General features: G+C 60.0%; 16 protein-coding genes. 5 read left to right on the top strand and 11 right to left on the bottom strand.

The genetic code is table 11. From position 1 onward, the window contains the following. Positions 1–11: 11 nt before the first annotated feature. The 3 genes from A7K61_RS20030 to tssI are packed head-to-tail and all read right to left on the bottom strand — an operon-like array spanning position 12 to position 3,515. Positions 12–779, bottom strand: coding sequence for a hypothetical protein (locus A7K61_RS20030; RefSeq protein ID WP_050516204.1), 768 nt, complete (start codon positions 777–779; stop codon positions 12–14). Positions 780–783: 4 nt separating this feature from the next. Further along, positions 784–1,620 (bottom strand): DUF4123 domain-containing protein, encoded by an 837-nt coding sequence (locus A7K61_RS20025; RefSeq protein ID WP_044273600.1) that lies wholly within the window; start codon positions 1,618–1,620, stop codon positions 784–786. Continuing rightward, complete coding sequence (gene tssI / locus A7K61_RS20020) at positions 1,620–3,515, bottom strand: type VI secretion system tip protein TssI/VgrG (protein ID WP_069558205.1); 1,896 nt, start codon at positions 3,513–3,515, stop codon at positions 1,620–1,622. The genes A7K61_RS20025 and tssI overlap by 1 nt, the downstream gene beginning before the upstream one ends. A gap of 860 nt (positions 3,516–4,375) precedes the next feature. Between tssI and A7K61_RS20015 the strand changes: the two genes are divergently transcribed. Beyond that, positions 4,376–5,527, top strand: a complete 1,152-nt coding sequence (locus tag A7K61_RS20015; RefSeq protein ID WP_044273597.1) for an MFS transporter — start codon at positions 4,376–4,378, stop codon at positions 5,525–5,527. Between the two features lie 8 nt (positions 5,528–5,535). Here A7K61_RS20015 and A7K61_RS20010 read toward each other — a convergent pair whose 3' ends face one another. The 7 genes from A7K61_RS20010 to A7K61_RS19975 all read right to left on the bottom strand — a co-directional run bounded on the left by A7K61_RS20010 (position 5,536) and on the right by A7K61_RS19975 (position 12,784). Beyond that, positions 5,536–6,198, bottom strand: a complete 663-nt coding sequence (locus A7K61_RS20010; protein WP_228391192.1) for a type III secretion effector protein — start codon at positions 6,196–6,198, stop codon at positions 5,536–5,538. A gap of 424 nt (positions 6,199–6,622) precedes the next feature. Next, positions 6,623–6,790, bottom strand: coding sequence for a type III secretion effector protein (locus tag A7K61_RS31555; protein ID WP_080751060.1), 168 nt, complete (start codon positions 6,788–6,790; stop codon positions 6,623–6,625). Positions 6,791–7,080: 290 nt separating this feature from the next. Next, positions 7,081–8,103 carry a type III secretion effector protein gene (locus A7K61_RS33205; protein ID WP_171905483.1) on the bottom strand — a complete coding sequence of 341 codons (1,023 nt, stop codon included), beginning with the start codon at positions 8,101–8,103 and terminating at the stop codon, positions 7,081–7,083. 235 nt (positions 8,104–8,338) lie between these two features. Beyond that, positions 8,339–10,732 carry a TonB-dependent receptor gene (locus A7K61_RS19990; protein WP_069558201.1) on the bottom strand — a complete coding sequence of 798 codons (2,394 nt, stop codon included), beginning with the start codon at positions 10,730–10,732 and terminating at the stop codon, positions 8,339–8,341. A 97-nt stretch (positions 10,733–10,829) separates the two neighbouring features. Continuing rightward, positions 10,830–11,777, bottom strand: coding sequence for a FecR family protein (locus A7K61_RS19985; RefSeq protein ID WP_069558200.1), 948 nt, complete (start codon positions 11,775–11,777; stop codon positions 10,830–10,832). Between the two features lie 26 nt (positions 11,778–11,803). Further along, a complete protein-coding gene (locus A7K61_RS19980; RefSeq protein ID WP_044273589.1) occupies positions 11,804–12,304 on the bottom strand; it encodes a sigma-70 family RNA polymerase sigma factor in 501 nt (166 codons plus the stop codon). Between the two features lie 78 nt (positions 12,305–12,382). Further along, the gene (locus A7K61_RS19975) at positions 12,383–12,784 is read right to left on the bottom strand and encodes a cytochrome c (protein WP_044273588.1); all 402 of its coding nucleotides are present in this window, start codon (positions 12,782–12,784) and stop codon (positions 12,383–12,385) included. Between the two features lie 147 nt (positions 12,785–12,931). Between A7K61_RS19975 and A7K61_RS19970 the strand changes: the two genes are divergently transcribed. The 3 genes from A7K61_RS19970 to A7K61_RS19960 are packed head-to-tail and all read left to right on the top strand — an operon-like array spanning position 12,932 to position 16,450. After that, positions 12,932–13,732 (top strand): glucose 1-dehydrogenase, encoded by an 801-nt coding sequence (locus A7K61_RS19970; RefSeq protein WP_047710491.1) that lies wholly within the window; start codon positions 12,932–12,934, stop codon positions 13,730–13,732. Then, entirely contained in the window at positions 13,725–15,551 is a 1,827-nt protein-coding gene (locus tag A7K61_RS19965) for a glycoside hydrolase family 15 protein (protein WP_044273586.1), read from the top strand. The genes A7K61_RS19970 and A7K61_RS19965 overlap by 8 nt, the downstream gene beginning before the upstream one ends. Next, positions 15,539–16,450, top strand: coding sequence for an alpha/beta fold hydrolase (locus tag A7K61_RS19960; protein WP_069558199.1), 912 nt, complete (start codon positions 15,539–15,541; stop codon positions 16,448–16,450). Before A7K61_RS19965 ends, A7K61_RS19960 begins: the two co-directional genes overlap by 13 nt. On the opposite strand, the gene A7K61_RS19955 is transcribed toward A7K61_RS19960, so the two are convergent. Next, a complete protein-coding gene (locus A7K61_RS19955) occupies positions 16,436–17,404 on the bottom strand; it encodes a GlxA family transcriptional regulator (RefSeq protein ID WP_069558198.1) in 969 nt (322 codons plus the stop codon). The two genes, A7K61_RS19960 and A7K61_RS19955, sit on opposite strands and share 15 nt — an antisense overlap. Positions 17,405–17,492: 88 nt before the next feature. Here A7K61_RS19955 and inhA point away from each other — a divergent pair, with 88 nt between their 5' ends. Further along, positions 17,493–18,173 (top strand): isonitrile hydratase, encoded by a 681-nt coding sequence (gene inhA, locus A7K61_RS19950; RefSeq protein ID WP_069558197.1) that lies wholly within the window; start codon positions 17,493–17,495, stop codon positions 18,171–18,173. Positions 18,174–18,317: the final 144 nt, after the last annotated feature.

Raw genomic sequence — 18,317 nt, 5'->3', positions numbered from 1 at the left:
TTTCTCCTTTATTAATCACAGGTCGGATAAATACCGCATAAGCGCCCATCTGGCATTTTGAAGGCCTTAAAGTCAGAAACGTTGCCGCGACAAAACGCAAATATGTCCTCCTGGCTTTCTCCTCTGCAACGCTTCCAGCCACCGGCAACCTTTACCCAGTTGTCCCCCACTGCAGGTTGTTCTTCCTCCGTTAACGCCAACACCATTCTCACCGTCTTCCCGGGCAAACCATTACGAGACACATACCCACCCGCCCGGGCCTTCGTAGGTTGTCCACCGGGACTCAGCGAATTACATCGAAGCACCTTAATGAGGGCATGTTGAGGACCAATGGTACGGAACAACCATTGGCATTGTCCTGGGAGATCTTGAACCCGAGTATCGGCCATCAAAGACATTTCCGTCTCCCAACTATCTCGGATATAAACAGCGGCGTAATCCCGTCCGACGTCCGACCAACGCTCCCCCCACTTTGCGTTAATCGCAAACACAAGTTTACGTAACATCAGCGAGCAGCCTTCCACTCGCTCTGTCAGTGGCACCTCGAAACTCACTCTATTCGCTACGGGCTTGCTGGCAGCCTTGAATATTTTGAGATCCGGTCGCTTGCCATGTCTTCGAGGCAACTTGCACGTTTCACCCGGCGCGGGGGTGTAGGAAGCATCGCCCACAAGGCCGAAATGCGCCGGCAAATCCACCTCCAACGTAAAACGCTCCACCGCCCTTCCCGTACATCCCGAAAGCCCCGCACCCGCCACAACCAGCAACACCCACCCCATCCATCTATTCACCACTCCCTACCTCCCTGTGCCACTGTGCCACCACTCGAAAAAAATGCTCCCCAGGCGCCTCGCCTGCCCTCGGTTGCCAGTGAGTAACACTGCTACCGGTCGCCTCTGCCAAACGACGTACCACCAGAAATTCGAGCTGCTCCGGCTCACGCCATTGCCAGGTGCGCGCTTGTTCCAGTACCTGAGCCAGCCAAATCCTCGGGTCTTGGAATTCGACCAATGCCGCCAGGTCTTCGCTGTACTCCGCCAGCAGGTAGCGCAGGATATTGGCGTGCAGGATGGCGTCGGCCTGTGGGTTGGGTGTGTCGAGCCACGGCGGGTGTTCAGGCGCCGGGTAGTCGCCCGGTGCAGGGTTTTCGTGATGGCACCAACGGCCTTCATGCCAATAGCACACGCTGATCAGTGGCCCGAGGTAGACCGGCCAGTGTTCCTCGGCCAGATGGGCCAAGGCACGGGCCAGGGTGCGGTTGTCGTGAAAGCGATAAAGCGCCTGCTGGCCTTCTGGCCCCAGGAGTAATCGCTCACGCCAATGACGCGCCATACCCGCCAGGTCGCTAGCAGCCAGGCTGGCGAGCCAACCCCAGTTCGACTCGGGGTGTAGCAGCAAGTCGGCCAATGCAGGCTCATTCAGTTGCTCCAGTAGCAGTACGACCGGGCCTGAATTCGCCAACTGCGCCGCAGCGGTCTCGCTGTAGAGGCTGCAATAGTGCGATGGGGCACGATCTGCCAGCAGGGATTGGCGAGCCTCGTGATTACCCTCCAGCATCAGGCACAGTTGGCGTCCACTCTGCTGTTGTTGGGCCATCCAGCAATGGGGCAAGCTGTCCATCAGGCCGCCCTCCCCGCGATATTGCACAAGCCTTCGCGGCAGCGTTCGCACAGGGGACAAAAGTCCGCGCCCAGTTGCTTGGCCAAATCCATGATGACGCCTTGCGCTGCAGAGATTTGCGCGCCAGCAACCGATGGTGGGCTCACCGAACGGCCTGCAGACGGCGAACCGCCCAAGGTGATGGGCCGGCTGCTGGAAATACTGCCGGCTTGCATCACCAGGTGTTCGCCGCCCGCCTTCAAGCTCAATTGTGCACCAGCCTCTATCACCAGGCTGCCACCGGCCTTGAGATGAACCTGCTGCCCGGCTTCGATCACCAGGCTTTGGCCAACGCGAGTCAGGCTATCACCCTCTACCTCCAGGCGACTGTCATGCCCCACCCGTTGCTCCAGGTCACGCTGGGCGCGCAGGTAAATGAGCTCTTCGCCGCATCGGTCTTCAAGGTACAACTCATTGGCGCCCCCGCCGCCCGGCGAACTGCGGCTGCGCAGAACGCAGCGTGTCTTGTGCTGCGGCAAAGGGTACGCCGGCAGGTGCGATGCATTGGGCAGGCAACCGGTGACAAGGGGTTGGTCCGGGTCGCCCTCCAGAAAGCTCACCAGCACTTCCATGCCGACCCGTGGAATGACCATGGCGCCAAACCCATCACCCGCCCAACCGGACGCCACGCGCAGCCAACAACTGCTGGTCTCACCGCCCTTTTCCGCGCGATCCCAGTGAAAGCACACCTTTACACGACCATAGGCATCGCAGTGCACGTCCTCGCCGGCAGGCCCGGTTACCGTCGCGGTCTGGCTGCCACTGATCGTTGGCTTGGGGTGCTTGAGGGCAGGTCGATGCACTGCGCGCCAGGGAGTTGCGGTGAACCGGTTGCGATAGCCTTGGAACCCATTGGCATCAACGATCGACTCCTCCAACACCTGCGGCTGGTAACCCTCATGACGCACCGAAGTCAGCAGCCATAAGTCGTTGCAGGCTGGGTCCGGGTGATCACACAGCTCAAGAAAGTGACCACTGCACAACGCCGGTTGATCGCTCTTGCCCAGTACCCGATGGCGATCACGCTGGTGACGTTCCAGGCTACGTCGCGCCAGTTGTGCACCGCGTGCATGGCCATTAAAACCGGCAGGATAGCCATAGTCCTCCAAAGGATCCGCCGGCCCGCTACCGGCCTGGGCATGCAGGCGAAACGAAGGGTGCTCAAAGTCATAATCACGACGTACTGTGCGCCGGCTGCGCGTTATTAGGCGCCGGTCGAAACGCTGGACAACCGGGGCCCCAAGCGATGGATCAGCCGAGGAACAATAACGCTGCACCGGCAACCGGCGAAATACCGTCTGGTCATCGCCAAACACCAGCAGATGACTCTCCGCGCTGTGGCGAAAGTGGTAGTGAATACCCTCCTCTTCACACAGCCGCTGGATGAAATGCAGGTCGGACTCCCTGTACTGCACGCAAAACGTGCGCGGCGGATACACCACCGGCCCCAACTCAAACGCGTAGGCGTCGGCAAAGATACCGTTGTGTTCGAGGACCGCGGCAATGATCTGCGGTACGCTGCGCTGCTGAAAAACCCGCTGGTCGCAACGATGGGCAAGGGATGCCAGGCGTGGTGCGAGCGTCAGGTGATAAAGGGTGAGCCGCGTACCGGGATCATCCCGACCGATGGCGTAGATTTGCCCGTGCAGGCCCTGATCCGCTTCATCGAAGTCCAGATAGGCGGGTAGATGGAGCAACGCCTCCAGGTCAAGGGAAGGATCTTCGCTGACTAACTGCACCTGTATAAAGTAAGGCTGATCGAGGGCTTCGCTGCCTTTGAACGCCACTACCTGAAATTCTGTATTTATGCTTGAAAGGACTAATTTGAAACGCGACGAAACAAACCCGTTAACCATCCTTTGTTACCCGCCATCAACTTTCTCTTGAACGACTCTCTCTCGCCCTAATACCCATTCGGATTGCGAAAAAAAGCACCTGAACACGCCTAAGCTTAGCGACCCCAGGCACTTTTCGGTCCTTTTTGAATAAAACAGAAGTTTCGTACAGCGAAGATGGAAGTATCTTTTACAGAATTTATACAGCCAAAAAAAATCTTCCAACGGCATGAAGAAAATTCTGACTACGGTTTGTCTCTTCATAACTAAGCTTTAAGGAAACGACTGACACTTATTTAATGCGACAGTCGTTTCCGCGGTTCAGCTTTTTAGTCGCACTGTCCCAGGAATGGATATGTGCCCGGTCCAACTGTGTTGACTGCCAGGCCGCCTTCGCGAGCAAGCCCGCTCCCACAGTTTGATCGTGGGGTATCAGGTAGATATGCATCGGCTGGCAGGCCGTCTTCGCAGGCAAGCCAGCTCCCACATTTGGATCGCGGGGCGTCAGGCCTCCCCCACAGCAATGCCCCCTCTTACCCCGGGAACATGGCAATCCCCCACTGATATCGCCCCCGCGTCTCTACCTAGCGGGACTGCGGCGTATTACAACGCCAAGTCTGTGGAAAGTGAGCTGGAAGGTGGTAATCCGCCGCAAGAAACCTGGGGTTCAGCCACTCCCACAGGGATTACACACCTTCCAGCTCCCCTCCTACAGGCTCGATCATTTCTACGTGGTCATCGGTGACCAAAGCGTTCCGTGTTTGTAAAAAAATTGCCTCGCCCCCCGTAACACCAAGGGAACCCGGCTCGCTCGAGAGGGCCTGATGTGCAAGGATGTCGCGCCGGACATCGTTCGTTGAACGCCAAACCAAGGATTTTTCATGACTGCCATTTCCACCCCTGCCCCCGTGGTTCCTGGGCGGCTGGAACAGATGTCGACCCGCATCGCTTTTTTTATCGCAGGTTTTGGTATCGCGGCCTGGGCGCCGTTGGTGCCGTACGCCAAGGCGCGTGCGGACCTGAATGAAGGCACCCTTGGGCTGCTGTTATTGTGCCTGGGTGTGGGGTCGATCATCGCAATGCCGGCGGCGGGCGCGCTGGCCTCGCGCTATGGCTGCCGACGGGTGCTGACCGCAGGGACGCTGATGATCTGCATGGCCCTGCCGATGCTGGCCACCGTCAGTTCGATCCCGTTGTTGATTGCTGGGTTATTCCTGTTTGGCGCGGGCTTGGGCACTGTGGACTCCACCGTCAACTTGCAAGCGGTGATCGTTGAGCGCGCCAGTGGCAAAACCATGATGTCGGGCTTCCATGGCTTGTTCAGCCTGGGGGGCATTGTCGGCGCCGCGGGCGTTGCCGGGTTGCTGGGCCTGGGGCTGTCGCCATTGCAGGCAACCCTGGTGGTGGTGGTTATCACGCTGGCAGCGCTGTTCAAGGCTGCACCGCACTTGTTGCCTTATGGCAGTGAAAGCTCAGGGCCGGCATTTGCAGTGCCCCATGGGGTGGTGTTGTTTATCGGTTGCCTGTGTTTCATCGTCTTTTTGGCTGAAGGCGCCGTACTGGATTGGAGTGCTGTGTTTTTGAGCGCCGAGCGCGGCCTGGATGAGGCTTACGCCGGCCTGGGCTACGCGGCATTTGCCTTGACCATGACCGCTGGACGCCTGACCGGCGATGCCATTGTTCGACGCCTGGGGCCCACACGGGTGATTGTGATCGGTGGCGCGCTGGCCTGTGCCGGCTTGCTCCTCGCAACCCTATTGCCAGCGTGGGAAACGGCGCTGCTCGGGTATGCGCTGGTGGGTGCCGGGTGTTCGAATATCGTGCCGGTGCTGTATAGCGCCGTGGGTAAGCAAACAGTGATGCCGGAACATATTGCGGTGCCAGCCATCACCACACTGGGTTATGCCGGCATTCTCGCCGGCCCTGCCATGATTGGCTTTATCGCCCATGGCAGCAGCTTGAGTACTGCCTTCATCCTGATCGCGGTATTGCTGGCGGCAGTGGCCATCAGTGGCAAAATCCTCAAGGTATAGCTCGCTTTTCAGCGTGCCTTGCGAGCGGCGTCCTGCTCATGCCACCGTTCAAGGCTTTTGTTGCTCAGCCACCCCTCTTTGTGAGGTGGGCCAAATAGTCGAGTGACATTTGCACGCTCCAATGAGGGCAACAAGCCTGGGCGTTCAATAATGTTCTTGGCGGTGTAGACGCAGAGTTCGCTGTATTTGGGCTGGGGCATGCCCGTGGACGTATCCAGCACGGGCGCGCCCTGTTGATCAACCTCGTACGGGTCCTGCATGACCTCCCTGAGCCTGGCGATTTCAACGTACTGATGCTGTTCAAACAGGTAGGTTCGATCCATGGTCTCGTCTCTCAACAGCGCAAACTGGCTTTGCAGTGCCTCCACCACCTGCGCATTGCCTTGCGCATGAAACGGGTCTTGACTGAACACATTCGCCGAGCTGTTCCCCGGCAAAGCCTGGGCAGCCGTATTGAGGCTATCGCGCGTGATATCGCCGTCACGGCTGAAGATCGCGTCACTCAAGCGCGGGCGCTTGAGCATTTCCCCCACGACCTGAATCACGTCATCCAGCGCCTCGCTTTCCCCCATAGGATGAGCGGCGATCCGCTGCAAAGACAGCCAGGTCAGGCGCCCATCATTCAGGAACGAGTGCAGCGAGGCGAAGGATTTTTCCAGCGCTTTAGCCAACTGGCTATCCGTTGACGTTGCACTCGGCAGGGCACCACTGGACCGCTCAATGGATAAGTTCTGCAAGTCTCGATGACGCAGAGCAGACAAGGGTGCACGAAAAAGACGCGGTTTGAGCGGGCCTTCCAGCGGGGACGTGGAAGAGCTTTCATGCCAGGTTTCAGCGGTGGCCGGTGGTGGCTTGGTTGGTTGTAAGGCCGGCCTGTCGGGGGGGAGAGGCCGGGAAGGTAGTACACCCTCGATTGTCATGGGTTTTCTCCAACTCTGTTCAGATGCATATCCGCTGGGTTGACGTTACCTTGATGGGCAAAATCAACGACTGGACTCCACTCAGGCAGGCACCTCATGTGTGGTTGGATGAACTCGACAGTTCCGAGTGGACGATAAATACCCATGACAATATGTAAACCGTGCTCAGCCACGGCTAATCCAGTTTGCGCCTGCGCCACCAACTGGTCAGGCAGTTGATCAAGCCGGTGTCGTTCAACGAATCAGTACCCTGCCCCTTAACCTGTGGGTCTGCCAGCATGCCTCGGGAAAAATCGTCCGACACAGGCGCTTGGAATTTAAGCTGGCCGGCATAAGCTTTCATGCGCCGCGCCTGTGCCTCATATTCCGTCGACGCAAAAGGGAAACTGCACGAGGGTGCGCGGTCCTGGGAGACTGGCAGACTTTCAGGTTGGGTATTACGCAGGAGTTTGATGGGCCCGGTTGGGCGAGAATTAAACGAGGTTGAAGGCATATTTTTCCCTCATTCAGAATCTGAAAAGCGACGGCGCGAGTCGCAACCGCAAGTACCACTTATGTGGCAATTGGGCGTGATTCGTTCCTTGAAACATATAGGACTGGCGCCGCCTCCGAGAGGCGACGCCTGAAGAAGGCTCAGCGGGACAACAGGTACAGGCCTGTACGGCTGATCTTCCCATCGTCATCTTTACTGGCGCGGTTATCCATCCGCTCAAGCACGTCACTGCGCTTGAGCATTTCCTGGGCCAACTGGATCAGGTGGTCCTTGGCCGCGTCGCCGGTGAGCTGCTTGCATGCCCACTTTTTCAAGTCGCAGATTTTAAGGCTTGAGCCCCCGCTACCGTCCTTCAACTCGTCAAAATGCTCAAGCAGTTCACCGGCCAGCTCTTTGTCAGTCTTGTACTTGAAGTAGTTTTCCCCTTGGATCACCGCATTCAGGCTGTGCCGGTCGACCAGGCCATCCAAAGCGCCCGTGGAACCGTGCCGATCCAGCGCGGCCATCAGTTCCGGACGTCGTAGCAACTCATTGGCCAGGCGAATGTTCTCGTTCATGACCGGGTTGGGCGACCACCCTCTTTTTGCCATCGCAAGAATGCTGTCAACGCTGATAGAGCCAGGGTTCTTCGGGTCTCTGAAGGCATTGAAGCTGTCACGCAACTGCTGCGCCAACTCTTCTCGACTCTTGAGAGAATACGGCGCGTCTGGCCTGCCGGGGGCGGGCGGATACGGCCGACATGCGGTGGGATCCGGTCGTGGTGGTGGGTTGCACTCACTAGGGTTCGGCCTGGGTGGCGGGTTGCTGCAACCTGGGTTCGGCCGTGGCGGCGGATGCCCACAACCAGGATGCATGGGTGGCCGATGCCCAGAAAACCAGTGACTGATCCAGTGCTTGAGTTGGCTCAGGAAGTTCTGCATGTCCGGGGGGCTGTGGTGATGCCCAAGCACATCTGCCGCGGTGGTTGGCGCCTGGTGATGACTGAATACAGGCCCGGCCTTGTTGTCCCCGGTTTGAAAATTCACATGGGCAGCCTGCTGACCATTGAAGGAAGGCGTTGCGGGCGCCTGGCGGGTGTTTTTGATCTCGGCCTTGGTATTGGCCGGTGAGAGGTCAGGCGTTGATGACGCAGAGACGGGTGCATCCGACATCGATACCGACATACGTTTCTCCATGACAGTGGGCGATTTTCAGCTTGTCGCTCCAACGTAATGTCGAAGCCCATTAGCTTTCCCATGTGTGGTTTTGCGTCGGAATCAGTTCCTGAGCCAGCAATAATCTGTGCGGGGGCGACGTAGGAAACTGAGGGTGGCCTGCCGGTTATGAGTGAGCAGAGCGCCTGACCCAGGCAAAAAAAATCGCAACCCTGGAGTTGCGACCTTTCCTACCGACAACAGATCAGAACCCCACGCTCGCCTGTACGAAAAACGTGCGAGGCTCACCCAGGTACAACCCGGCATTGTTGTCGCTGGAGCGCGTGTAATGCTGCTGGTCGAAGACGTTTTTCACACCCACCCCCAGCTTCAGGTTCGACAGTTGCGCGCCAAAGTCATAGCCACTGCGCACGTTGACCGAGACATATCCTGGGATATCACCGTATTGGCCATCCGCAGTGCCTTGGGTGATATAGGTGGTGCCGGTGCCTGGCGCACGTTGGCCGGACTGAGCATAGACGTCCAGATTGTGGGTCCAGTGGTTGACGTCGTAACGCAGGCCCAGGGTCGCCACTTGGCGGGAATACAGTGGCAGGTCACGGCCCTTGAACGGCACATCACCTTCGGAGGTGGCCTTGGTGTAGGTAAAGCCCGCGTTGGCGGTGAGGCCGTCGAGGCGCGGGTCGAGGTTGGACAGGTCGTAATGGGCCGATGCTTCAATACCGCTGTGCTTGGTGGCGCCGAGGTTGGTCCAGCCCACGTCATTACTGACGTATTGCAGTTCATCCGAGAAGTCGATGTAGAACAGCGTCACTTCGCCGCCCCAGACGCTGTCGTTGTAGCGCGTACCGACCTCGTAGGTCTTGGCCTTTTCCGGGTTCAGGCCGTTGGCCGTCTGGTCGCCGGTACCGCCCTGGCCCAATTGGAAATACTGCAGGCTGCCGAAGGAGGTTTCGTAGTTGGCGAACAATTTCCAAGCGTCAGACACGTGGTACATCACGCTCAGCGCCGGCAGCGGTTCGTTGTTGTGGACCTCGCGGCGTTTTTCCTCGGTACGCTTGCCATTCAGGGCCACGACCGGACGATCATGCCATTCGGTGCGGATGTCTTCGAAGCGAATGCCGGGGGTGATGGTCCATTTGCCGATATCGATTTTGTTATCGATATAGAAGGCGTTGGCTTCGGTCCCCCCCGTGCGGTCCTGGTATACGTGGCCGTCGCTCTGCCCGCCCGGCGTCGGCACGTTGTTGACCAGGTTCAGGCTGCTGGCCTCCTCGTGCATGCCTTCTTTGAGGTAGCGATAACCCACGCTGACTTCCTGGGTGCTGGGCCCCAGGTCGAACACATGGGACACACGCGGCTCGATGCCGAAGGTGTAGTAGGTGCGCGGGTAGGAGCTGAGGGTCTTGAGGTCGCGGTTGGCAATGGTGCTGCCACGGAAGCTGTCGGAATAGTAAGTCAGCACTTCGGCCTGGGTACGGTCGTCGATCTGGCGGATGTACTTGAAGGACACGTCCTTGCGGCGCCCGCTGAAGTTGTCCCAGTCACGCACCGACTGGTACGGGTTGGCGTCGAACTGCTGCTGGGTCAGGCCGCCGGGCATATCGGCGCTGGCATCGTAATAATGGAAGTTCAGCGAGAAATCGTCTTGATCAGTCGGCGCCCAGTGGGTCTTGAAAATCACGTCATCGATGTCGTTGCCGTTGTTGCTATTGCGGTAACCATTGCCGTTGACCCCAGAGTACAGCAGCGCGGCGCCGATGCCGTTGTCGGCCGTGCCGCCGATAAAGGCGTTCTCCACATGCTTCCAGCCACCGTGGGCAGACGTTTGCAGGGTGGTGCCGACTTCCCCGGAGAAGTCTTGCGGGATCGCGCGGGTCACGAAGTTGATCACGCCGCCAACGTTCTGTGGCCCATAACGCACCGAACCCGCGCCACGGACAACGTCGATACTTTCCAGGTTACCGGCGGAAACTGGCGCCATCGACAGTTGTGGCTGGCCGTAGGGAGCGAACGCCGCCGGTACGCCGTCAATCAGCACGGTGGAGCGCGGCGACAGGCGCGACGTCAGCCCGCGTACACCGACGTTGAGGGAAATATCACTGCCGCCGGTGCCGTTGGATTCCTGCACTTGTACGCCAGGCACACGGCGCAGCACATCACCCACGTTCATCGCGCCCTGCTCTACCATGGCTTCGCGGCGAATAACCGTGCGCGCACCGGGGTGGTTCTGCACCACTTCGGCATCGGCATCGGCGAGCCAGTCGCCCACCACTTTGATGTCGGTCACACCCAACACCAGCGGCGAGCCGGCTTCACCGGTGCCGTTGCTCAGCGGGCGCAAGGTCACGGAACCGGCGTCAATCTGATAATCCAGGCCACTGCCTTGCAGCAATTGGCGCAGGGCTTGTTCGGGCGAGAGGTTGCCATCCACCGCAGGGGCTTGCTTGCCGGCAACCATATCGGGGCTGAAGAACACTTGCAGCGAGGTCTGCTGGCCCAACTGGCTCAAAGCTGCGCCCAGGGGTTGGGCACGAATGTGGATGCCCTCGGCAGCCTGTGCAGTACAGATGACAACGGCCAGGGCCAAGGGCGCCCAGCGGGAAATTTTATTGTTGTGGAGGGCGAGTTTTTTCACGTCGAACCTAGTCCTGTGATCGCAAGCATGCGCGGCCGTTAATGCAAACCAGTTGCAGTTGCAGGAGAAGACGAAGAACTCGAAAAAAACCTGAATGTCAGCGTGAAATAATTTCCTGGCTACCGTCCGACAAGGTGCGCAAGGCGACCGGCAGGATGTGAGGCAAGGCCTTGAGCAAGGCGTCGGTGTCGTTGGATTTGAAGACGCTGGTCAGGCGCAGGTTACCCACCGCTGCCGTACTGACGCGCAGCGGTTGTTCGCGGTAGCGCGACACTTCCCGCGCCACCTCACTCAGGGTGGCGTTGTTGAACACCAGTTTACCGCTGCGCCACGCGGTCAGTTCTTCAGGGTTCACCGCGTAGGCCGCTGCCACTTCGCCTTGGGGGTCGACATGGGTGCCACGCCCGGCGGTGAGCGTGAGGATGTGATCGGACGCCTGGCCCTGCACCTTGACCGTGCCGGCTTCGACCGCCACGCGGGTCTGGTCCGCATCCAGGCGCACATCAAAGCGCGTGCCGGTAACGGTCACCTGCCCTGCCCCGGCGGCGACGACAAACGGGCGGCCGGCGTCATGCTGAACGCTGAACATCGCCTCGCCCTGCTTGAGCTCCACGCCCCGCTGGCCCTGTGCGTAGTGAACCGCGACCACGCTGCGGCTGTTGAGGTCCATCACTGAGCCGTCGGGCAAAGTCACCTGGCGATGCTCGCCCACCTGCGTACTGAATTCGGCATTGTAGGGCTTTGGCTCAAACACGCTGAACACACTCAAACCCACGGCAACGGCAACCACACTGGCGGCCACGGCATAACGCATCAGCGCACGCCGACCGGGGCGCTCGACCGGCGCGTCGCCCAGCGCCTGCAAGCGGGCCTTGGGCAGTAAATCCGTAGCGCTCCATAGCCCTTGCAGCACATCGATTTCGTACTGATGCGCGGGATGCGCCCCACGCCAGGCATCGAAACGTTGACGTTCCTGGGCGCTCAATGGGCCGTCTTGCAGGTGCACAAACCACTGCGCGGCCTCATCACGGACACGGTTATCCATCGTGGAAGATCCTGTTTCAAAGCCGGTCATGGCGCGCTCGCATCCAGACGATCACGCAGATGCCGCAGGGTGCGGATCATATACTTTTCCACCATGTTTTTAGACAGCCCCAGGCGTGTGGCGATTTCCTGCTGGGTGAGCCCTTCGATCTTCTGCCAGATGAAAATTCTGCGACAGTTGAGCGGCAACTCGGCCAGCGCCCGCTCGATGGCGTCGGCCAACTGGATCGCGTGCATGTAATGCTCCGGATCGCCGCTATGGGGTGTGCTGTGATCAAGCGCCTGCAGCGTCAACGCTTCGCGACGGTCTTCGCGGCGGTACGCGTCCACTGCAATATTGCGCGCGGTTTGATGCAGGTAGGCGCGCGGCTGCGCAACCTCGCAGGCAGCGGACTCAAGCACCCTCACGAAGGTGTCGTGCGCCAGGTCTTCGGCCTGCTGACGGTTTCTCAGGCGACGTGTCCAGGTGCCGATCAACTCTTCGTAGTGCTCGAAAAAGCCTGTTCTGCGGGGCGGCTGAGGAGTCATCACGGGAGCACTGGGAAGGCGGGGCGTGAATAGTAATGCTTCCTATTAAGCGGGGCAATTACTGCTCATCGCCCCCCGCTATTTGTTTGAAATGACCTCAGTCATGTATTGATGCAAATCGCGAAAGTCTTTAACGCTCCAGGCATGCGGCGCGATCTTTACGCCATTGTCTTGCAGCGTCTTGGGGATCAGGTTGCCATTGGGGCGAAGGATGACCGAGGAGACGATAACGCCCGGATAATCATGGAGTCGTTTCTTGAAGGCGGCGGTTGTCAGGTCGGGGGTTGGCGGATTACTTTTTTTAGCCAATGGCCCCGTGCCTTTGATATCGGGCCCATGGCACACAGCACAGCGCTGTAGATACAGCGTTTTACCATTGCTGTTATCGGCGAGGCATAGGGCTGTTTGAGTCAGTGATAAAACGGCCAAGACGCCGCTGACTAACAGTTTGATCAATCTGGTATCGGCCCACGCATGCATTCCATCGCTTCCTGTATTGCCCTTTGTTTTCAGCATCATACGATAAAGTCGCGCGTTTACCCGCGCTGGGCGTAAACGCCTGGGGGTGAACTTCCGCTCCCCGCCGCCAGTCAGCAAGAAGGACTCTCATAAAACGGTGGGTGGGCGATGCAGATTTCCTTGCGGCAACAAGTGGCCCTGGTCACCGGGGCCAGTTCCGGCATTGGCGCGGGTGCGGCCAAAGCCCTCGCCGCAGCAGGCGCGGCGGTGGTGCTCAACTACAACTCTCAGGCGGCACCGGCTGAGGCCCTTGCCGCGCAGATCAATGCCAACGGCGGCCAGGCGCTGGCGATTGGCGGCGATGTGTCCAAGGAGGCCGATGTCGAACGCCTGTTCGCGCAAACCCTCGACGCCTTCGGCCATCTGGATATTTTGGTGGCCAACTCCGGCCTGCAAAAAGACGCCAACCTGGTGGATATGAGCCTTGAGGATTGGAACACGGTGATTGGCGTCAACCTCACCGGGCAATTCCTGTGCGCGCGGGCCGCGGTGCGTATCTTCAATCGCCAGGGTATTCGCGAAGGTGTGTCACGGGCCGCCGGCAAAATCATCCATATGAGTTCGGTGCATCAAGTCATCCCCTGGGCCGGGCATGTGAATTACGCCGCGTCCAAGGGCGGCGTGGAAATGCTGATGCGCACCCTCGCCCAGGAAGTCAGCGAGCAACGTATTCGCATCAACGGCATCGCACCGGGGGCCATTCGTACGGCGATCAACCGTGCGGCCACCGAAGGCGCGGCAGAACAAGAGCTGCTTAAATTGATCCCCTATGGTCGTGTCGGTGACGTCGAAGACGTGGCTAATGCCGTGGTGTGGCTGGCCAGCGATGCCTCTGATTATGTGGTTGGCAGCACCTTGTTCATCGATGGCGGTATGAGCCTCTACCCGGAGTTCCGTGGCAATGGTTGATTTCAAGAACGAACCGCAAAGCGCCATTGATGCCCACGGGATCATCGGCGACATGCGCAGCGCGGCACTGGTGAATGACCGCGGCAGCATCGACTTCTTCTGCTGGCCGGAATTCGACAGCCCCTCGGTGTTCTGCGCATTGCTCGACACGCCCGAGGCCGGCACGTTCCAGCTCACCCCGGACTTGCCCAACGCCCGCCGCGAGCAGATCTACCTGCCCGACACCAACGTGCTGCAAACCCGCTGGTTGAGCGATGAAGCGGTGGTGGAGATCACCGACCTGCTGACCGTCAGCGAAAACGTCGATGAGCTGCCTTTGCTGATCAGGCGGGTACGGGTGGTCAGTGGCAAGGCGACGATCCATCTGAGCTGCGCCGTGCGCCACGACTATGCCCGGGCCGTCACCGAAGCGAAGGCAGACGCTGCCAGTGTAGTGTTCACCGCCAGCGGCCAGCCCGGCCTGCGCCTGATTGGCAGCCAGCCGCTGACCCTGCAAGACAACACCGCCCTCGCCACGTTTACCCTCGCCCAGGATGAAGGCGCTGAGTTTGTCCTCGGCGGCCAGGAGGATGCGCGCGTCACCAACGACTGTACCGACCTCTACCTGGAGCGCACCTTGAAGTTCTGGCGCGGTTGGATCAGCCAGTCCAACTACCGCGGGCGCTGGCGCGAGATGGTCAACCGCTCGGCCCTGGCGCTGAAACTGCTGACCTCGCGCAAACACGGCGCCATCATCGCCGCGGCCACGTTCGGGCTGCCGGAAACGCCCGGCGGCGAACGCAACTGGGACTACCGCTATACCTGGATCCGCGATGCCTCGTTCACCGTGTATGCGTTCATGCGCCTGGGTTTCGTCGAGGAAGCCAACGCCTATATGCGCTGGCTCAGGGGCCGGGTCAGCGACTGCTGCGGCCAGCCGACCAAGATCAACATCCTGTACGGCATCGACGGCCGCCAGGAACTGCCGGAAACCACCCTCGACCACTTGAGCGGCCACGGCGGCGCCCAACCGGTTCGGGTGGGCAATGAGGCGTTCGATCAGATCCAGCTGGATATCTATGGCGAACTGATGGACGCGGTTTACCTGGTGAACAAATACGGCGAAGCCATCTCCCACCAAGGCTGGAAACACACGGTGGAAGTGGTCGACCAAGTGTGTGAGATCTGGAACCACAAAGACGTAGGCATCTGGGAAATGCGCGGTGAGCAGCATCACTTCCTGCACTCACGCCTGATGTGCTGGGTGGCCCTGGACCGCGCCATTCGCCTGGCCTCCAAACGTTCACTACCAGCGCCGTTCGCACGCTGGGACCAGACACGCCAGGCGATCTACGCCGACATCTGGACGAACTTCTGGAACGAAGAACGCGGGCATTTTGTGCAGCATATCGGCAGCACCGCCCTCGACGGCTCCATGCTGTTGATGCCACTGGTGCGCTTCGTCGCCGCCACGGACCCGCGCTGGCTGTCGACACTGGAAGCGATCCAGAAAAGCCTGGTGCGCGACGGCATGGTCTACCGCTACCGCAATGACGACAGCCAGATCGATGGGCTGCAAGGCGTCGAAGGCGCGTTTGCCGCCTGCTCGTTCTGGTACGTCGAATGCCTGGCGCGCGCCGGGCAAGTGGAAAAAGCCCATCTGGAATTCGAACAGTTGCTGCGTTACGCCAACCCGCTGGGGTTGTACGCCGAAGAGTTCGACAGCCAGGCCCGGCACCTGGGCAACACACCCCAGGCCTTGAGCCATTTGGCGTTGATCAGCGCGGCAACGTTCCTGGACCGCAAGCTCAGCGGGGAGAAGACCGTATGGCAACCGTGACCACCCCACCCGCACTGCTGTATGTGCGCACCACCCTGCTTGATGTGGCTTACGAAACCCACGGCCCCGTCGAGGGCGACCCGGTGATCCTGTTGCATGGCTTCCCTTACGACCCACGGGGCTACGACGACATCGCACCGGTGCTGGCTGAACGCGGTTATTGGGTACTGGTCCCGTATTTACGCGGGTATGGCCCGACGCGGTTTATCAACACGCAGGTAATGCGCTCCGGCCAACAGGCGGCGCTGGCCAAGGACTTGCTCGACTTCATGGATGCCTTGGCCATCCCGCAAGCCACCCTCGCCGGCTTTGACTGGGGTGGGCGCGCCGCCTGTATTGTGGCGGCACTGTGGCCGCAGCGGGTACGCGGCCTGGTGACCGGCGATGGCTACAACATTCAGGCCATCAGCCAGTCGCTCAAGCCCCGGTCACCTGAGACAGAGCGCCGGCTCTGGTATCAGTATTACTTTCACACCCAGCGCGGGGTCGATGGCTTGACGGCCAACCGGCGTGAACTCTGCCAATTGCTCTGGTCGCTGTGGTCACCGTCCTGGGCCGAAGGGCCAAGCCGCTACGCGCTGACTGCGCCGTCGTTTGATAATCCGGATTTTGTCGAGGTGGTGATTCACTCCTATCGCCATCGCTTCATGTATGCGCCAGGTGATCCCGCGCTGGAATACATCGAGCAGGCGCTGGTGCCACAACCGGCGATATCGGTACCGAGTATTTCGTTGTGCGGGGCCGACGACGGTGTGGGCCCGCCGCCGCTTTTGGATGACGATGTGGAGCACTTCAGCGGTTTTTATCGCCGCCAGGTGTTGCCCGGTGTTGGCCACAATGTTTTCCAGGAAGCGCCCCAGGTCACGCTTCAAGCTTTGCTGGAACTACTGGAGCGGTGAAAAACGCTCCCGATACGCCTGAGGCGTCACTGACAAGGCCCGCAGAAAGCTGCGGCGCAAAGTCTCTTCACAGCCAAAACCGCATTGCATGGCGATACGTTTGATGGAGGTGGTGCTGTCTGCCAGTTGCCGGCGTGCGTTTTCGACGCGGATCAGTTCCACGGCGCGTGCCGGGGTTTGGCCGGTCTCGGTGCGGTAGTGGCGCACAAAGCTGCGCTCGCTCATGCCAGCCTGGGCCGCCAGGGTGGCGATGCTCAACTCCAGCGTCAGGTTATCGGCGATCCAGGCATGCAGCTCGGCAAAGCGGCTGTCGCTCTTTTGCAGGGATAACGTCACGCTGAATTGCGACTGACCGCCGGGGCGCTTGAGAAACACCACCAAGTGGCGCGCCACTTCCAGGGCAATCGCGCGCCCCAGGTCATCCTCTACCAGAGCCAGGCACAGGTCGATCCCGGCGGTCACGCCAGCAGACGTCCACACCGCGCCCTGCTGGATGAAAATCGGATTGGCCTCCACCGTGAGCGCAGGAAACTTGCGCGCCAGCTCTTCACAACGCGTCCAGTGCGTGGCCACGCGGCAACCATCGAGCAACCCACTGGCGGCCAGCAGAAAAGCTCCGGTGCACACTGAAGCCATGCGCCGGGTGTGCCGGGATTTATCACGCACCCATTGCACCAGCGTCGGGTCCTCGGCAACACCGTACACACCCCAGCCACCGGCGATCACCAGCGTGTCGCAGGGCTGGTCAATGGCGGGCAACGCCTCGGCCAGCAGCGCCAGGCCGGCCGACGTCATCACCGGCCCAGCCTGAGTAGCAATGACGTTGACCGCATAGGGCAATGGCAAACCACGTTGGCGCGCCAGATCGTTAGCCGATGCGAACACTTGTAGAGGCCCGGTGACATCGAGCACCTGGACATTCTCAAACGCGAGTACATGAATAATTTTTGGCATGATTGGCGAGATTAGTGGGCTCAATGGCGTACTCGCCAAAGCCTAGGCTTCTACAGTAAGGACGTCCATCCCTTTCGGAACTTGAATCATGACCTTGCAGATCGGCTTTCTATTGTTCCCCGGCATCCAGCAACTGGACCTTACCGGCCCCTATGATGTCCTCGGTTCGCTGCCAGACGTGAAACTGCACCTGGTGTGGAAAGACCTCGCGCCGATCACCTCCAGCACGGGCTTGGTGTTCACGCCGACCATCACTTATGCCGACTGCCCGAACCTGGATGTGCTCTGCGTACCCGGCGGCGCCGGTGTGGGCCCGTTGATGGAAGACCCGCAAACCCTGGATTTTCTCAAGGCCCAGGCACAGACAGTGCGCTACATGACTTCGGTGTGCACCGGCTCATTGGTATTGGGCGCGGCAGGGTTACTGCGGGGTCGCAAGGCCACCACCCACTGGGCCTACCACGACCTGCTCGCCCCGCTCGGTGCCATCCCCGTGCAAGAGCGTGTAGTGCGTGACGGCAACCTGTTTACCGGCGGCGGGATCACCGCCGGCATCGACTTTGCCCTGACCCTGGCCGCAGAGCTGTACAGCGAAGCGGCGGCGCAACTGGTGCAACTGCAAATCGAATACGCGCCAGCCCCACCGTTTGACTCCGGCCGCCCAGAAACGGCGCCCCGGCATGTGCTGGAGGAAGCCAACAAGCGCACGGCGGAGTCACGCAGAGTACGCGGGGAGATTGTTGCGCGGGCAGCTGCGCGGTTGGGGTGAATGTTCCTAGCAGCAACCTTAAAGGGTCGTGGGAAAAAACCGGCTTCAGCGCCTGGACACAAGTTGAGTCCTAGGCTGCTGTACAAAACTTCTTGTGATTCTTTCGGTGCTAAACGGCCTGTCCGGTTGTAGCCGACAGTAACC

This window comes from Pseudomonas sp. AP42, from assembly GCF_001728935.1.
Taxonomy (GTDB): Bacteria; Pseudomonadota; Gammaproteobacteria; order Pseudomonadales; family Pseudomonadaceae; genus Aquipseudomonas; species Aquipseudomonas lactis.
Note: the sequence above shows the minus strand (reverse complement) of the source record. Positions and strands in the feature narration are given on the sequence as shown.

Bases quoted from the DNA above. Each gene is read 5' to 3' on its own strand.
- inhA (WP_069558197.1), top strand. From the start codon at position 17,493: ATGACCTTGCAGATCGGCTTTCTATTGTTCCCCGGCATCCAGCAACTG.
- A7K61_RS19980 (WP_044273589.1), bottom strand. From the start codon at position 12,304: ATGACTCCTCAGCCGCCCCGCAGAACAGGCTTTTTCGAGCACTACGAA.
- A7K61_RS19965 (WP_044273586.1), top strand. From the start codon at position 13,725: ATGGTTGATTTCAAGAACGAACCGCAAAGCGCCATTGATGCCCACGGG.
- A7K61_RS19970 (WP_047710491.1), top strand. From the start codon at position 12,932: ATGCAGATTTCCTTGCGGCAACAAGTGGCCCTGGTCACCGGGGCCAGT.
- A7K61_RS31555 (WP_080751060.1), bottom strand. From the start codon at position 6,790: ATGAAAGCTTATGCCGGCCAGCTTAAATTCCAAGCGCCTGTGTCGGAC.
- A7K61_RS20025 (WP_044273600.1), bottom strand. From the start codon at position 1,620: ATGGACAGCTTGCCCCATTGCTGGATGGCCCAACAACAGCAGAGTGGA.
- A7K61_RS19975 (WP_044273588.1), bottom strand. From the start codon at position 12,784: ATGCATGCGTGGGCCGATACCAGATTGATCAAACTGTTAGTCAGCGGC.
- tssI (WP_069558205.1), bottom strand. From the start codon at position 3,515: ATGGTTAACGGGTTTGTTTCGTCGCGTTTCAAATTAGTCCTTTCAAGC.
- A7K61_RS33205 (WP_171905483.1), bottom strand. From the start codon at position 8,103: ATGTCGGTATCGATGTCGGATGCACCCGTCTCTGCGTCATCAACGCCT.
- A7K61_RS19985 (WP_069558200.1), bottom strand. From the start codon at position 11,777: ATGGATAACCGTGTCCGTGATGAGGCCGCGCAGTGGTTTGTGCACCTG.
- A7K61_RS20030 (WP_050516204.1), bottom strand. From the start codon at position 779: ATGGGGTGGGTGTTGCTGGTTGTGGCGGGTGCGGGGCTTTCGGGATGT.
- A7K61_RS19960 (WP_069558199.1), top strand. From the start codon at position 15,539: ATGGCAACCGTGACCACCCCACCCGCACTGCTGTATGTGCGCACCACC.
- A7K61_RS19955 (WP_069558198.1), bottom strand. From the start codon at position 17,404: ATGCCAAAAATTATTCATGTACTCGCGTTTGAGAATGTCCAGGTGCTC.
- A7K61_RS20015 (WP_044273597.1), top strand. From the start codon at position 4,376: ATGACTGCCATTTCCACCCCTGCCCCCGTGGTTCCTGGGCGGCTGGAA.